Annotated in this window: 11 protein-coding genes; 7 read left to right on the forward strand and 4 right to left on the reverse strand. The window is 55.7% G+C overall.

What is annotated here, in order from left to right; genetic code table 11:
- Positions 1–12: 12 nt before the first annotated feature.
- Together ACMYSO_RS10360 and ACMYSO_RS10365 are read right to left on the reverse strand one after the other, a co-directional pair.
- Positions 13–1278, reverse strand: a complete 1266-nt coding sequence (locus ACMYSO_RS10360; protein ID WP_434670425.1) for a flavin-containing monooxygenase — start codon at positions 1276–1278, stop codon at positions 13–15.
- Positions 1279–1599: 321 nt separating this feature from the next.
- Positions 1600–2529 carry a LysR substrate-binding domain-containing protein gene (locus tag ACMYSO_RS10365; protein ID WP_434670427.1) on the reverse strand — a complete coding sequence of 310 codons (930 nt, stop codon included), beginning with the start codon at positions 2527–2529 and terminating at the stop codon, positions 1600–1602.
- A gap of 532 nt (positions 2530–3061) precedes the next feature.
- Between ACMYSO_RS10365 and ACMYSO_RS10370 the strand changes: the two genes are divergently transcribed.
- The 7 genes from ACMYSO_RS10370 to ACMYSO_RS10400 all read left to right on the forward strand — a co-directional run bounded on the left by ACMYSO_RS10370 (position 3062) and on the right by ACMYSO_RS10400 (position 12363).
- Positions 3062–4552 (forward strand): aldehyde dehydrogenase, encoded by a 1491-nt coding sequence (locus tag ACMYSO_RS10370; protein ID WP_434670429.1) that lies wholly within the window; start codon positions 3062–3064, stop codon positions 4550–4552.
- 48 nt (positions 4553–4600) lie between these two features.
- Positions 4601–5983 (forward strand): aspartate aminotransferase family protein, encoded by a 1383-nt coding sequence (locus ACMYSO_RS10375; protein WP_434670430.1) that lies wholly within the window; start codon positions 4601–4603, stop codon positions 5981–5983.
- Between the two features lie 314 nt (positions 5984–6297).
- The gene (locus tag ACMYSO_RS10380) at positions 6298–7314 is read left to right on the forward strand and encodes an HlyD family secretion protein (RefSeq protein WP_434670431.1); all 1017 of its coding nucleotides are present in this window, start codon (positions 6298–6300) and stop codon (positions 7312–7314) included.
- Between the two features lie 9 nt (positions 7315–7323).
- Positions 7324–8853 carry a DHA2 family efflux MFS transporter permease subunit gene (locus tag ACMYSO_RS10385; RefSeq protein WP_434670432.1) on the forward strand — a complete coding sequence of 510 codons (1530 nt, stop codon included), beginning with the start codon at positions 7324–7326 and terminating at the stop codon, positions 8851–8853.
- 127 nt (positions 8854–8980) lie between these two features.
- Positions 8981–9781, forward strand: coding sequence for a hypothetical protein (locus ACMYSO_RS10390; protein WP_434670433.1), 801 nt, complete (start codon positions 8981–8983; stop codon positions 9779–9781).
- Positions 9782–10084: 303 nt separating this feature from the next.
- Complete coding sequence (locus ACMYSO_RS10395; RefSeq protein ID WP_434670434.1) at positions 10085–12004, forward strand: tyrosine-protein phosphatase; 1920 nt, start codon at positions 10085–10087, stop codon at positions 12002–12004.
- A gap of 170 nt (positions 12005–12174) precedes the next feature.
- Positions 12175–12363: a hypothetical protein gene (locus ACMYSO_RS10400; protein WP_174509499.1), complete on the forward strand. Its 189-nt coding sequence runs from the start codon at positions 12175–12177 to the stop codon at positions 12361–12363.
- Positions 12364–12529: 166 nt separating this feature from the next.
- On the opposite strand, the gene ACMYSO_RS10405 is transcribed toward ACMYSO_RS10400, so the two are convergent.
- Both ACMYSO_RS10405 and gss read right to left on the reverse strand, forming a co-directional pair.
- Positions 12530–13711: a PLP-dependent aminotransferase family protein gene (locus ACMYSO_RS10405; protein WP_434670436.1), complete on the reverse strand. Its 1182-nt coding sequence runs from the start codon at positions 13709–13711 to the stop codon at positions 12530–12532.
- 115 nt (positions 13712–13826) lie between these two features.
- The gene (gene gss, locus ACMYSO_RS10410; RefSeq protein WP_434670438.1) at positions 13827–15698 is read right to left on the reverse strand and encodes a bifunctional glutathionylspermidine amidase/synthase; all 1872 of its coding nucleotides are present in this window, start codon (positions 15696–15698) and stop codon (positions 13827–13829) included.
- Positions 15699–15917 lie beyond the last annotated feature (219 nt).

Raw genomic sequence — 15917 nt, forward strand, 5'->3', positions numbered from 1 at the left:
ATGGGCGAAGGTTCAGCGCTGACCGGCGGACTGGTACTGGCTGTATTTGCGTTGGGTGGCGATATGGTCCGCAATGTGTTTTGCGTCATGCCAGACGCCCCAGATAAAGGTCGAGCCACGGCGTGACAGCCACGGCAATCCAAGGAAATAGATCCCTGGTTCACTGGAGACACCGCGTTGATGCTGCGGGCGGCGCTGCTCATTGAAGGCGTTGACGTTCAGCCAGCTGTAATCCACCGCATAGCCGGTGGCCCAGATAATGGTGGTTATCCCGGCATCGGCGAGATTCAGCGACAGAATCGGTGTCGTCATACACGACGGGTCAGGTAAAAACTCGCGCGCCTGCGGCTCCGGTGGCAGATCAAGGCCATTTGCCTCAACGTAGCGATCCGCAGCATCCAGCAACGCCAGGTAGTTCTCATCTCCGCGACGGATGTTGTCACACAGATCCGGCTGGAAGGTAGCCGTACCGTTTTCAAAAGCTTTGGTGAGCCCCACCAGGGTGATGCCGCGCTGCGCCAGCTGGCGGAAATCGACGGTGTGGCCGCCGTGGGCGCCGCTTACCGCTATGGTGACATGCTCTTTTCCCGGCGCGCTGGCAGGCGCATCCCACATGCCCAACACTCCCAGCCACCAGCAGAAATCCCGATCGCGGTAAGCGCGTGGTGGGCGATCGTGGGCGCCAACGGATAAATAGACCTGGCGGCCCGCGCGTTGCAGTTCGTCAGCAATCTGTACCCCGGAGGAACCCGCCCCGACGACCAGCACCCCACCAGCAGGCAGCTGTTCGGGGTTGTAGTAGCGGGCAGAGTGGATCTGATGGATCTCGCTCTCTTTCGGCGCAATCGCCGGGATCACCGGTTTCTGAAAGGGCCCGGTCGCCGCCACAATACGCTGCGCTTCAATCACGCCGTCGGTGGTTTCGATGGTAAATCCTGGGCGCCCGCTGTTGCGTACCGCGCTCTTGACCTCCACCCCGGTACGCACCGGCAGCGCGAATTCCCTGACGTAATCTTCAAAGTATTCCGCGACGCCCTCCTTGGGAATGAAGCTGTCGGGATCCCCCCCCTTAAACTCCATGCCGGGAAAGCGGTCATGCCACGCCGGACCATTCGCCACCAGCGAGTCCCAACGCCCGGTACGCCAGGCTTCCGCAATGCGGTTTTTCTCGATCACCAGATGTGAAATGCCAAGCTTTGTCAGATGCTCGCTCATGGCAATACCGGCCTGGCCCCCGCCCACAATCAGCGTATCAATATTTGTTTTTTCTACGGTCATAAAATGTGTCCTTCGAATGGTGTTCAATCGCCAGGAATAAACCACTGCGCAGGACCGAGGTTAATAAACCGTAACAAGCAGGTAAATTATTATAAATTTAGAACCTGAGAATAAAATAGTGATGCAGAACGCAGCACATTGAATAGACAGGATAAACATAAAAAAACGGAGGTTATCTAGCCTGAAATCGCGCAATAAAAGTCGTCAAATAAAAATAATGCGCCAACGGTCAGCCAATAAAAAATATATTAAGAGCCTCGCTTTTTTATATTTAAGCCGCCTGCCTAAAATAATCAGACGGCTGTCTGTTATTTGGCGGAATCAGGCTACCTTTGCCTCGACGTCCGGCGGGCTAAGCACCGCGTGACGGCAATACTCCATAAACAGCTGCGTCGGTTTGGTTGGTTCGCTGCTGCGCAAGTGCGCCATGACCAGCGTGGAGTTGGCCATCTCATCCTGAATCTCAACGCAGCGCACCCGCTGGCCATCATAGGTCATGTCCGATATCGGGCGGGTCACCAGCACCGAAAAGCCCAGGTCCTGGCCGACCATACAGCGCACCATTTCAATCGACGGCGAGCTGTAGGCAACCTGCGGGTTGTAACCTTTGTCTTTGAAGATACTGATAAAATAGTTGCGGCTCGGCACCACATCCAGCAGCACCATCGGCAGGGTATGTAGATCGGCGAGCTTCACCGTCGCCCGCTGCGCCAGCGGATGGTTCGCTGGCAGCAGAGCATAGGGTTTCTGCGGGGCGTTGAGGCTCTCCGTCTGGATGGAGGTATCCAGCTCCAGGTCATACAGAAACGCCAGGTCGAAGCGACCGCGATGCAGACCATGGGCGATTTCATGCTGCTCGCCGTCGTAAATCTTAATGGTGATATCCGGATAAATTTTTTTAAATCCGGCAATCAGCGCGGGCAAATAGAGCGGCGCCGCCGTTTCAAAACAGCCAAGCGAAATAATGCCAGAGACCAGTTCGTTATCCGCTTTCGAATTTTGCTCAAACTGATGTGCCAGGCGCAGCAGTTCTTTGGCCTTCTCATAAAAGCGCTGCCCGCTGGGGGTCATCGACACGCCCTGGGCGTGATGGCGAATAAAAAACTGCTGCTCAAACATATCCTCCAGCGTTTTTACCGCAATGGAGACGGACGGTTGCGCGATGTGCAGCTGTCGGGAGGCTTCCGCAATACTCTCGGCTTCGACAACGGCCACGAAGTATTTCAGCTGTTTCAGGGTGAAGTGGGGCATGAGGGGGTACCTTATTTTTTATTCTCAGAGAGATAAGCTCGTTAGCATTAAACGATGCTCCCCTGCCCCCGCAACCCCGCCAGCGGAAAAAGATCAACAATCCGACACGGGTCTGATTTTTACAAAAAATTAACAGGCAGCCAGTAAACCATGGCGCGCCGACGCTCATCGAGCGGTGCCCAGCCTGCCTTACATTGAGCCCATCACTCTTTTTTTTGTAATCTGATCGCCTTAAAGACAACATTAAATATTGCCAAAGCACACCGATGACAATAATTATCTTGCTGAAGGAAAATAAAATAAAACCATTAAATACAATGCATTAAATACATTTTACGGCGATTATGGCGACAACCATCCCCGTCACCGTCGTCCCGTGAATCGGCGGCATTTTTCCCGCCTGCGGGACTAACACAGTTTTTTATGGAGGTTACCTAGATTTTTAGTCCTTTCTCGTCGTCCTCCCCTCCTGCATCATGAATTAACAGCAACAAATAAATAACAAACAAGCAACACATTAAGGGAGAGTCGGATGTCTGACAGAAACTTTTGGCAGCATAAACTGCGGGAGCAACGCTTTATCAGCCACGCGATCGTCGATGGCCGCCCCTGCTTCGCCCACAGTCGTGCAGTGTGCCCGGCGATCAACCCGGCGACCAATACCGTACTGGCAGACGTCACGGCGTTGCAGGCGGAAGATATTGATCTCGCGGTGAAATCGTCCCGCGATAGCTTTAACGCTGGAGTCTGGTCCGGGCTGTCGCCACAGGAACGTAAAACCGTGCTGCTCAGGCTCTCCGCGCTGATCCTCGAACACCGTGAAGAGCTGGCGCTGCTGGAGAGCGCCAGCATGGGTAAACCAGTCAACGATGCGCTGAATATTGATATTCCCGGTGCCGCGCACGTCATCGCCTGGTACGCCGAGAGCATCGACAAAATGTACGACGAGGTCGCCCCTACCCGCAAAGGTTCGCTGGCCACCCTCACTCGCGAGCCGGTAGGCGTCGTGGCGGCCATCGTCCCGTGGAACTTTCCGCTCGACCTGGCCTGCTGGAAACTGGGGCCTGCGCTGGCCGCCGGCAACAGCGTGATTCTGAAACCGTCCGAAAACTCGCCGTTCTCGGCGCTGCGCCTCGGCGAACTGGCCCTCGAAGCGGGCCTGCCGCCCGGGGTGCTGAACGTGGTCACCGGCCTCGGTACCGAAGCCGGCACCGCGCTTGGGCTGCATCACGACATCGACGTGATCACCTTTACCGGTTCGACCGCCGTCGGTAAGGCCTTTATGGCCTATTCCGCGCAATCCAATCTGAAGCAGGTGTGGCTGGAGTGCGGTGGTAAAAGCGCCAATATCATCTTTGCCGACTGCCAGGATCTCGATCTGGCCGCCGAAAAAGCCGCGTTTGGCATCTGCTTTAACCAGGGCGAGGTTTGCTCCGCCAACTCGCGCCTGCTGGTTGAACGCGCGATCTACGCTGAGTTCATCGCCCGACTGCAGGTGAAAATGCAGGCCTGGGAGCCATCTCACCCGCTCGATCCCGAGGCCAAAATGGGCGCGATGGTCAGCGCTGCCCATGCGCAGAAGGTGATCGACGCTATCCGTTGTGCCGAACAGGCGGGCGCTCACGTGCTCACCGGTGGCCAGCAGGTTGAGATTGACGGGATTGCCAACTACGTGCAGCCCACCTTGCTGGAAACGGTCAGCGAAGAGATGGCGCTGTGGAAAGAGGAAATCTTCGGCCCGGTGCTGGCGGTCCTGCCTTTTGATGATGAGCAGCAGGCGGTCCATCTGGCCAACAACCATATTTACGCCCTCGCCGCCTCAGTCTGGACGGATGACCTGCACCGCGCGCACCGCGTGGCCGCGCGTCTTAACGCCGGAACGGTGTCGGTCAATACCGTCGATGCGCTGGATGTCACGGTGCCATTTGGCGGCAATAAACAGTCAGGCTTTGGTCGGGATCTGTCACTGCACGCCTTCGACAAATTCACCCAACTTAAAACCACCTGGTTCCAGTTTCGCTAGCAGGCAGCGGCCGTTGCCGCGCGCTGATTCCGCTTAAAGGAGAAAAAAATGATCGATTCTGTTCGCCCGACGCGCTCTACGACCGAGTATCAAAGCGCAGATGCCGCACACCATATCCATGCCTTCCTTGACCAGAAAGCGCTGAATGCCGAAGGGGCTCGCGTGATGGTGCGCGGTGAACGTCTGAACCTGTGGGACAACGACGGTAACAAATACCTCGATGGCATGTCCGGACTGTGGTGTACCCAGTTGGGCTACAGCCGTCAGGATCTGGCGGAGGCCGCAGCGGCACAGTTCGCCAAACTGCCCTATTACAATATGTTCTTTCACACCACCCATCCCACGGTCATCGAGCTGTCCGAACTGCTGTTCAGCCTGCTGCCCGGGCACTACAGCCATGCCATCTACACCAACTCCGGTTCCGAGTCGAATGAAGTGCTGATCCGCACCGTACGTCGCTACTGGCAGATCCTCGATAAGCCGCAGAAAAAGGTGATGATTGGCCGCTGGAATGGTTATCACGGCTCAACCCTTGCCGCTACCGCCCTCGGCGGCATGAAAGCGATGCATACCATGGGCGGGATGATCCCCGACGTCGCCCACATCGATGAACCCTACTGGTATATGCACGGCGGCGACCTGACGCCGCAGGAGTTCGGGCTGCGCTGCGCCCGCCAGCTGGAAGAGAAAATTCTGGAGCTGGGGGCGGAGAACGTCGCCGGCTTTATTGCCGAGCCGTTCCAGGGCGCCGGGGGAATGGTGTTTCCGCCGGAAAGCTACTGGCCTGAGATTCAACGCATTTGCCGGCAATATGACGTGCTGCTGTGTGCCGACGAAGTCATCGGCGGCTTTGGCCGAACCGGTGAGTGGTTCGCCCATCAGTACTTTGGCTTCGAACCGGATACCCTTTCCATTGCCAAAGGGCTCACTTCCGGCTATGTGCCGATGGGGGGCCTGGTGTTGAGCAAACGCATGGCCGATGTGCTGGTCGAGAAAGGCGGCGTGTTCGCCCATGGACTGACCTACTCCGGCCATCCGGTGGCCGCCGCCGTCGCCATCGCCAACCTCAAAGCGCTACGTGATGAGCAGTGGGTGACGACGGTACGTAACGATAGCGGTCCCTATTTGCAAAAGACGTTGCGCGAAGTGTTTGGCAACCACCCGCTGATCGGTGAAATCCAGGGAGCGGGCCTCGTCGCGGCCCTGCAGTTCGCCGAAGATAAGCAGACCCGCAAACGCTTTGCCAATGAAAACGATCTGGCCTGGCGCTGCCGGACCATCGGCTTCGAAGAAGGGGTGATTATCCGCTCTACCCTGGGGCGCATGATTATGGCACCGGCGCTTATCGCCAGCCACAGCGAGCTGGATGAGCTGGTTGAGAAGACCAAAAAAGCCGTCGACCGCACCGCCCGAGAGATCGGCCTGCTGTAACCCCTCTTCTACTTTTCTCTGAGCCCGCTTCACCGCGGGCTCCTCGCTATTTCCACCGTCATTTCCCCCGCGCCCGACGTTTATTTTTAAACAGCTAATAGCACGAGGTGCTTAGTTTATAATAAGCGTGCTAACTATATTACCCGTTATCAACGACACCTTGCGGTAGCCGTTCGCCATTCATCCATTATCCCTGCAAGGCACCGATGGTTCACATCGCATGTCATCGCGTGCCATTAACATTCACATACCGGGCATCCTGGGTCGCTCACTATCAGGATATTTAGAGCCTGTTTAATGAAGAGATCGACAATATGAATATTAAAAAACTGCGTGTCATGCTGTTACTGGTTGTGCCTGCTCTGGGGCTGGTAGCGGGTGGCTGGTATTATTTAGCCAACGGTCGTTACGTCGAAACCGATAATGCGTACGTCAAAGCGGATAAAACCGGCATTAGCGCGGAAGTCGCTGGCCGGGTTGAAAATGTCGCGGTGAAAGAGAACCAGCACGTTAATAAAGGCGACCTGCTGTTTAGCGTCGATCCGAAGCCCTATCAGCTGGCTGTCGCCCAGGCAGAGTCCGACCTGAATACTACCGTTATCGATTTGAATACCATCAAATCGCAATACCAAAGCAAGCTGGCGAATATCGCGGTGTCGCAAAGTCAGCACCAGTATGCCCAACGTGAGGAAGACCGCCTGCATCGTCTGAACGGGCCTGGCTATGTTTCCGCCTCGGATCTCGACGGCGCGCATCAAAAAACGCTGCTGATGGCGCTGGAAGTCAACATGCTTAAAAAACAGCTGCAGGAAGTCGCGGATAGTTTTGGCGGCGATATTTCGATGCCGGTTGAACAACACCCGCGTTATAAAAAGGCGCTGGCCGAGTTAAATACGGCCAAAAATAATCTGTCGCACGTGCAGGAATATGCCCCGGCCTCCGGCACCATTACCAAAGTGCTGCAGAAAGGCGAATATGTGCAGAACGGTACCACCGCCATGTTATTAGTCTCCGATAAGAACTTATATATCGAAGCGAATTTCACGGAAAAAGATCTGGCGCATATCCGCAATAACCAGCAAGCGGAAATTAATGTCGATTACGCCCCTGGGGTGACCTGGCATGGCAAAGTGAGCAGCATTAGCCCAGCGACCGGCGCGGAATACTCGGTGATCCCGGCCGAAAACGCCACCGGCAATTGGGTGAAAGTCACCCAGCGTGTCCCGGTTCGTATTCGTCTGCAAACCGACGCCCGGCAGCCGCAGCTTCGTGCTGGCCTGAGCGCGGCGATCAAAATCGATACCCGATCTGACGTCAACCGCGCATCGTAAGGGGGAGTTGTGTCCGATGTAATAGCGGCATCGCCGCCGAAAAACAGCGCCGTCGACCGTCGCCTGCTCATCACCTTTTCGGTGATGCTGGCGACGATCATGCAGGCGCTGGATACCACTATCGCCAACGTTGCCCTGCCCCATATGCAGGGCGCCATGGGGGCCACCCAGGACCAAACCTCGTGGGTACTGACCTCCTACATCGTCGCGGCGGCCATCGCCATGCCGTTGACCGGATTTATCTCCGCGCGTATCGGGCGTAAGCGGCTGTTTGTCATTGCGGTGATTGGCTTTACGGTCGCCTCGATGCTATGCGGTGCCGCGCAGACGCTCAATCAGATCGTGCTGTTCCGTTTATTGCAGGGGATATTTGGCGCCAGCCTGGTGCCGCTGTCGCAATCGGTGATGCTCGACAGCTGGCCGCCTGAGAAACATGGTTCCGCCATGGCCATGTGGGGCATGGGGGTAATGGTCGGCCCGATCCTTGGCCCGGCGTTGGGCGGCTGGTTAACCGAGTATTACAGCTGGCGGTGGGTGTTTTATATCAACATTCCTTTTGGCGTCCTGGCCTGGCTGGGCATTACCACCTTCGTTAGCGAAACCCCCGTCGACCGTACGCGGAAGTTTGACCTGCTGGGGTTCTTTTTCCTCAGCGTCGCCATCGGCAGTCTGCAGCTGTTTCTTGACCGTGGCGAATCGAAAGAGTGGTTTGCCAGCGGTGAAATCATCATCGAGGCGGTACTGGCGGCGCTGGCGCTCTATCTGTTCGTGGTGCACATCTTTACCATCAAAAAGCCGTTTATCGACCCGGGGATTTTCCACGATAAGAACTTTGTCGTCGGCCTGCTGTTTAGCTTCGTGGTGGGGACGATCCTGCTGGCAACGATGGCACTGATGCCGCCGCTGTTGCAAGGCATGATGGGCTATCCGGTGATTGACGTCGGGTTGCTGATGACGCCACGCGGGTTCGGCACCATGTTGAGCATGATGCTGGTCGGACGTATCGCGGGCAAGGTCGACATGCGTTACGTGATTAGCGTCGGCATTATGATTATGGCGCTTTCCCTGTGGATGATGACGCGTTACGCCATGTGGATGAGCCCGTGGGATATTATCAGCTCTGGCGTGGTCCAGGGGATTGGGATGGGGCTAACCTTCGTGCCGCTTTCCACGCTGACCTTCTCGACGCTGCCCGCACAGTACCGTACTGAAGGGACCTCGCTGTATTCGCTGATTCGTAATATCGGCAGTAGTATCGGGATTTCGGTGGTGACCACCTACCTGGCGCAGCAGATCCAGCGTAACCACATGACCTTCTCCGGCTTTATTAACCCGTTCAATAAGGCGTTGCAACATGATATGCAGTCCGGCGCCTACAATATTCATCATCTGCCGGGGCTGCTGGCCATCAACGGCGAAGTCACGCGCCAGGCGACGGTGCTGGCTTACTATCAGGATTTCCGCCTGATGATGTTCTTATGTTTTCTGTTATTGCCGCTGGTATTTTTATTTTCTCAGCCATCGGTTAAGAATAACTAATATATTTAGTACCGCCGGTAAAATTCAAAATTAAATGTAAATGCATGCCTTTAAATACCCTGCAACCTGTACAGTTATTGGTTGTTGTTTAATTAAGACATGACAATTGTCACCCTGGATATTAGTAATGCAAATGAAATACCTCCCCCTTTTAACCCTGTGCATCGGGCTGTTTTCCGGTGTTCCTTTCGCCAAAGCGGGAGAAGTTAAAACCAACGCGGAAAAATCAGCGGACGATCCGACTAAAGTCACCACCAAAGTCGGCGTCTCCTGGTCCGATAACTATGAGATGAACGACAGCAACGTCTCATTCTCAGGCTCGCTGGCCTTCGATCAGGTTAAGAAACTGAACGTTCGGATCAATAGCGATGCGTCAGAGTGGCGCGTCGGTGGCTCATGGCTGTTTCCGATTGGGATTTTGAATTTCAACTTTGGTAAAAACGAGTTTCCCGATGATTCATCGCAAACCAACTATTCCGTCGGCACCTTTATTCCTCTGAGTTTCTTTGGCATCGAGCCGGCCGGCTTCCAGATCTTCCCGATGGCGGGGTATACCTATAACGATGGCGACCACATGGCGTGTAATACCGATAAACACAAAGCCTGTTCGCAGCCAGGTTTTAGCGGCATGCCGTCGCCGGATAACGGTTTTGAATCCACCAATGTGACCGGCAGTAGCGGCTACCTGGGGGTATTCGCGCTGAAACCGCTCAGCGAAAATCTGCGCCTGCTGGGTTTTCTTGCAGGATCGTACGGTTCGAAGAACGATGCCGGCGATAATTACAAAGGCTACTTTGCGGGTATCGGCCTCGGCTATAACCTGACGGAACATAACTCGGTCAAAGTGATGACCTATGTTCAGGATAACAATACCTATCTGGATGAGGCGGATAAGCGCATCCTGCTCGGCTGGCAATATCAGCTATGATCCTGCGGTGGAGGCCACGACGGCCTCTGCCATTCCCCCGCAATAACCGCAACAACGAAGGATTAGCTGGCTAACGATTGGATAAAACAACATTCTGCTTTCCCGCCGCCAGGACCCCCGTTTAAAATAGCGAAAAATTAAAAAATAGCTCACTATCTTGTTTTTTAATATTCCGAACACTTCACATAACGGGTTGTTGCGAATCATAAAAACCCGAACAGAAATAATTCCGTAACAATTCACACCTATATTTCCAGGCCTCAACAAAAAATCAGTTTCACCCATATATAACTGAGGCTCATTGTGAATCGCTATATTCCTTTTTCTTTGTCTCTGGTCGCCAGCACCCTTTCAGGTGCGCTTTACGCTACGCCGATTAATACCCCACTACTTTCCAGCATTGATAATTTCCGCGATATCGCGGGGACCACCTCGATTTATACCACCAGCCACGATGGCACCATGCGCACCGGAGTGTTTTATCGTGCCAACGCGCTGACACTCTCTGCCGCGGACCAGGCGACGCTCAGTTCGCTGGGGATCAGTGATGTTTATGACTTACGTACCCCCAGCGAAATCGCCAGCGCCCCGGACGTGCTGCCGGACGGCGCCACCTATACCAATATCGACATCATCGGGAATGGCACTTCCGGCAGCAACATCACCAGCGTGTCCGTCACCAGCGCTGCCGCCGCGAAAGCCATGATGCAGCAGGCTAACGTCTCGTTCGTCAGCGATGCGGGAATGCGCGCGCAGTTCACTACCCTGTTCAACGATTTAGCCAGCGCCGATGGCGCCGCTTTGTTCCACTGCACCGCCGGCAAGGACCGGACCGGCTGGACCGCGGCGATGCTGCTGAGCATTGCCGGCGTCGATAACGCCACCATCATGGAAAACTACCTGGCGACCAATGATTATACCCGCCAGCGTATTGCGGCGACCCTCGCGGCGATGCCACCGGCGATGGCGGCGATTTACGAGCCGCTGCTTGGCGTCGATGCCAGCTACCTGCAGGCCGGTCTCGATGAGATCGCGCTGCAATACGGCACGGTAGATAATTACCTCAAGGAAGGGCTGGGGCTGTCACAGGAGACCATTTACGTGCTACGCGGCAAAATGGTCCACTACGCGCAGCTGCCGGGTCAGAGCGATCTGCGCGGCAACGCCGCCCAGGGCGCAGCGCTGCTGAATGCGCTGCAAAATAGCGAGCTGTCAGGCCACTACACCGCTTACAACAACTACCTGCAATCGGCGATCGATGCCGGGACGCTCGGGGGTGTGGAATCACAGGTTGGCGGGCAGATTTATGCCGATACCGCCAGCTATCTGCTGCGCAGCGGTTCGCGACTGGACAAGGCGCTGGCACCGAATACTGACAGCCGTCAGCTGCGGGATGGCGAAGGTAAGCTCTGGTTGACCGCGCTGAACGGCTATCTGGGGACCGACGGTTCTGCCCGTGCCGCCAGCAGCAATGAACACTCCACCGGGACGTTGCTGGGCTATACCCAACGCGTAAACGCACAGCTCAGCGCTTACGGTACCGTAGGCTATAGCTGGGGCTCGCTGAGCAGCGCCAACGCGGAAGCCGATGCCAATACCACGCTGGTAGGAATTGGTACGCGTTACGCGTTTGAAGATCTTGCCCATGGTCCCTTTGCCGCCGCTGACCTTAACGCTGGCTGGGTCGATTACAGCAGCACCCGTCGACTGAATGGCGGGTTAGGCACCGCCTCCGGCGATACCCACGGTCAGGTGGTGGGCGGTACGCTACGCCTGGGTTATGTCAGCGCGTTTGAGGCGGTCAGCGTGGAATCCTCCATCGGTACCCGGCTTACCCATCTGCACATGGATGCCTTCCACGAAAGTAGCAGCGAGCTGGCGCTGGACGTCGATAGCGTGAGTGAAAACAGCAGCAGCGGGCTGGCCGGGGTGAATCTCGCCTTTAACCCGCACAGTCTCGGCAGCTGGACGCTCTCGCCGGCGGTCAATATCGGCTACCAGCACTTCTTCAGCGGCCCGTCGGTCAGCACCGGTGGACAAGTTTATCGTTATGAGGTGTGGCAGCACTCTGCCTATGATAGCCGCGATATTGTCAACGCCGGGGCCAATATTGGCCTCACCCGCGGGGCACTGAGCCTGAATCTTGGTGGTCAGGCGGAAATCGCCAGCGGCGGAGACAGCCACGGCTACAGCGGAAATCTCAGCGTGGCTTACGCCTTTTAACGCGCCGGGGCAGAGCGTTAAATGACGTTTTGCCCCGCTCATTTCTCTCGCCGGCTATTTTCCTTTGAAATAATAAGGAAATAGTATATTTCCCACCGCTATCAAAAAAGAGTTGATCTGATATGCACAAGCTCTTACTTTGCTAACCAGTTTTCATACGAGATAAGACGATGCCGACAATAACAGCCAGTAGTATGCAAGAAGCAAAGGAATTAATTCACTGCGGGAATTACCGGGAAATTGTTCTGAACTTTGATATTGATGCTGATGATTTCTTCACCCTCGCGACGTCCCAGAATACGACTAAAGTGACCATGCGCAACACCAACCCCCACTCACCGGTAACAGCAGAAAAATAATAAAACACCTCTGAGGGATTCTTTTATGTGGCTCTTCATTGGCACGCTTGCCGTGGCCTTTCTCTCTTCATTAATGCTGATTTGGCTTGATGATCGTATTGCCGAAAGCGATTAAACCGTATTAAAACTCTGCGCCGCCCGGCGGCGCGGAGTTAATTATTCAGATCTACAGCGACTTCGCCAGACGTTCGACGGCAGTCATCAGCCCTTCTTCCGACACCGTAGAGTAGGACAGACGCAGCGTGCGGGTGTCCGGATTGTCGTGATAGAACGCTTCACCCGGGACGTACACCACGCCGTTTTCCAGCGTTTTCTGCAACCATGTCATGGTATCAAACGGGTAACGGAATCGGGCCCACAGGAACATACCGCCTTGGGGTCGGCTGAACTCGATGTGCTCTCCGAGGCGCGATTCCAGCGCATCCGCCAGCGCCACACACTTCTTACGATAATCTTCACGGATCAGCGCGATCTGGCTATCCAGCCGGTTCATTGCCAGGTATTCCGCGGTGATCACCTGCGACAGCATATTGGTATGCAGATCCGCCGCCTGCTTGACGATCACCGTCTGGTGCGCCAGCCAGTCCGGCATGACGATCCAGCCGATACGCATCCCCGGCGCGAGGATTTTGGAGAACGTCGAGGTGTAGACCACCTGATCTTCACAGCCCAGTTCCACCGCGTGCTGATACAGCGGACGGCGGACTTCATCGGTAAAGCTGATTTCACCGTAGGGGTCATCTTCGATGATGACAAAATCGTGCTGCTTCGCCAGCTCAACCAGACGGCGGCGGCGATCGTCGCTCAGGGTTTTTCCCCCTGGGTTACCGAAGGTCGGCACCAGATAGACCGCTTTCACCTGCGTGGTGGCCAGCAGATCGGCCAGTTGCTCAACCAGCATCCCGTTATCGTCGGTATCCACGCTGAGAATATTGGCCTGCGCCAGCTGGAATACCTGCAGCGCCGCCAGATAGGTCGGGCGTTCCACCACGATTGCATCGCCCGGATCGAGCAGCGTGCGGGCCACGATATCCAGCGATTGCTGCGAACCGGAGGTGATGTAGACGTGGCTGGCCTGGCAGGCAACACCACGCGCCTGACACAGTTCGCTCACGGCCTGACGCAGCGGTGGGTAACCTTCGGTCAGCCCATACTGGAATGCATCGTTGAAGCGCCCGCTCATCACCTGCTGCACCGCCAGATTCAGACCTTCGGTATCAAAAAGTTCCGGAGCCGGAATGCCGCCGCCCAGCGAGATAACGCCGGGGAGCTTACTGTGCTTGAGAAGTTCGCGGACGGCGGAGGGCTTGAGTTCACCCGCGCGAACGGCGAGTCGCCTATCGTGCATACTATTTTCCTTTTCTGTCTTGTTGTTGTGATGTGTTATCTGTTTCTTACTGCATATTCCCCGGCCGTGCGATGCTGGCCGGGGCTTCCGTACGTATCGTTCAGTCCGGGTGAGGTTAACGGTTATCGTGGTCGCTCAGCACAATTAACGGCTCGATATCACTCTCTTTTTTGACCACCAGAGAATCATCGCCACGCAGGCAGGTCCCGCCGTAATTGCCGCCCACGGTAAACGTACATACCTGAATGTATTTACCATCCACCTTCGGCAGGCACCAGAGTTGCTGGTAAATATTTTTACGATCGACAAACTGCCCGCTGGTTTTATCCAGCACCTCGTCTTTCGGGCCAATCAGGTCGATGTTATTACCGCAACGACCGGAGATCGGTTTGACCGCATAACCGGTTTTCGCCAGCTCGTCGTTGACCACAAAGTCCGTGTCCAGCAGATAGCGATGGTTCGGGAACAGCGACCACAGCACCGGCAAAATCGCCTTGTTGCCAGGGATAACCGTCCACAGCGGTTCAAACACCAGCACTTCAGGACGCAGCAGGACGTCGATCAGCCGCACCTCATTTTGCGGATGCCCGGTGCGGATCGGTACGGCGGCATACTCATCGGCGCTCACTTCGCGCACCTGTTCGATGGCGGTTTCCCAGGCCCAGGTTTTCCAGACGCAGTTCACCAGCCGTCCGTCGCCGTCGATCAGCTGCCCGGCGGCGTCCCAGTGCAGTTCATCGAGGCCGAACAGGATCTTGCTTTCAAAGCCCGCCTGAGTCAGCGAACGCTGGATAAACTGGGCGTGATAGTTCTCTTCCAGATCCTTGTCCTGCATGATGTGCACGAACGGACGAGCACGGCTGTGCTTCCACGCCCCCGCCAGCTCATCAAGCAGATTTTCCGCCGGATTATGGCCGGTACCGTAGTAACCCTGCTTCAGCCACTGCTCAAGGATCAGCCCGCCTTCGGTATGACAGGAGGCGGAGTCGGCGTTGTACTCATAGACCTTCAGCCCGCGCTCATCCATACAGAAATCCATGCGGCCGGTAATCATATGATGACGACGGCGCTGCCACGAGAGGCGCAAACGCGGCCAGAGGATTTTGGGGATATCAAACAACGCCAGCAGGTTGTCATCTTTCATCACTTTATCCGTGGCGTGCAGGTACATCAAATGCAGCTCGTTGGTGGCCTTGATCAGCTCCTGCTCGGCGCTTTCGGTGATGGTGAAATACTGGTAGGGATCTTTATTAATGACGTGGCCGTTGGCGGCGACGTAGGCTTTCTGCAACGAGTCTTTCTCGTTCAGCCAGCGGCCGCGGAACTGGCCTTTGTTCGGCAGTCTTGCGCCGCGGATAGCCATCGCTTCACCCGGCAGCACCGGCTGCGGCAGGCTGTGCTCGGTGTCGGCGGTCTGGATCATCCAGCCTAATATTTCGGTATCGGCAAAGGTGTCTTTAATGGTGTAGAGGCCATTTTTCACCTCCAGCGTCAGTTCACGGGTCCATTGCTGGCCCTGCGGCAGCGGCGTGTGGATGACGTTTTGCTCGGCGATTCTGACCTTATTCCCCACCAGCTGCGTGATCACCGCGACGTGGCCGGTATGTTTAAACTCACCGCCTTTTTGCCAGATCAGCAACGATCCGACCATCGGCGCGCGGCGAGAGCCGTTGGCGAAGGCCTGGAGCGGCAGAATATTGTCATTCACCACTTCGCGCAGGAAACGCAGGGAGAAGATTTCATAGGCCATGCCGACATCGGTAAAGACAAAGCCGTAGGTGAGGAACAAAAAGCGACGCGCGAATTCAACGCACTGCCATTTGTGCCCCATATACTCGCTACCGATATAACTGCGGAACGTCGCATCATCCGGATAGTCTCGCGGATTTAAGCTGCTGTAATTCGATGAATAGATTGCTACGCCGCCCGGCGCGTAGCCTAACAATGTACCAAAAGGGGCATCACTGCTTGTCGATCCTTTGCTCATTAGCCTGACCTCAAATTAATGCAGCCTGGGCAGTTGGCGGAACAAAACTCCCTCTTCTTATCCTGCCGCAGGCACTTACCAGACAGAGGTGGGATGATAATACCACTCATTGGATTCACCGATCGTGCCCTACGGGAAAATAACCCTGCGCCCTCGGGTAAAAGTGATATCGTTATTGATAACCTCTCCCCGTCATACTTCAGGTTGCACGCCGTTGAT

This window comes from Klebsiella sp. B345 (assembly GCF_051131735.1).
Classification (GTDB): Bacteria; Pseudomonadota; Gammaproteobacteria; order Enterobacterales; family Enterobacteriaceae; genus Klebsiella.

What these genes read in the sequence shown, in the direction of transcription:
- ACMYSO_RS10400 (WP_174509499.1), top strand. Translation starts at nt 12,175, where the DNA reads ATGCCGACAATAACAGCCAGTAGTATGCAAGAAGCAAAGGAATTAATT.
- ACMYSO_RS10405 (WP_434670436.1), bottom strand. Translation starts at nt 13,711, where the DNA reads ATGCACGATAGGCGACTCGCCGTTCGCGCGGGTGAACTCAAGCCCTCC.
- ACMYSO_RS10365 (WP_434670427.1), bottom strand. Translation starts at nt 2,529, where the DNA reads ATGCCCCACTTCACCCTGAAACAGCTGAAATACTTCGTGGCCGTTGTC.
- ACMYSO_RS10360 (WP_434670425.1), bottom strand. Translation starts at nt 1,278, where the DNA reads ATGACCGTAGAAAAAACAAATATTGATACGCTGATTGTGGGCGGGGGC.
- ACMYSO_RS10380 (WP_434670431.1), top strand. Translation starts at nt 6,298, where the DNA reads ATGAATATTAAAAAACTGCGTGTCATGCTGTTACTGGTTGTGCCTGCT.
- ACMYSO_RS10370 (WP_434670429.1), top strand. Translation starts at nt 3,062, where the DNA reads ATGTCTGACAGAAACTTTTGGCAGCATAAACTGCGGGAGCAACGCTTT.
- ACMYSO_RS10390 (WP_434670433.1), top strand. Translation starts at nt 8,981, where the DNA reads ATGCAAATGAAATACCTCCCCCTTTTAACCCTGTGCATCGGGCTGTTT.
- ACMYSO_RS10375 (WP_434670430.1), top strand. Translation starts at nt 4,601, where the DNA reads ATGATCGATTCTGTTCGCCCGACGCGCTCTACGACCGAGTATCAAAGC.
- gss (WP_434670438.1), bottom strand. Translation starts at nt 15,698, where the DNA reads ATGAGCAAAGGATCGACAAGCAGTGATGCCCCTTTTGGTACATTGTTA.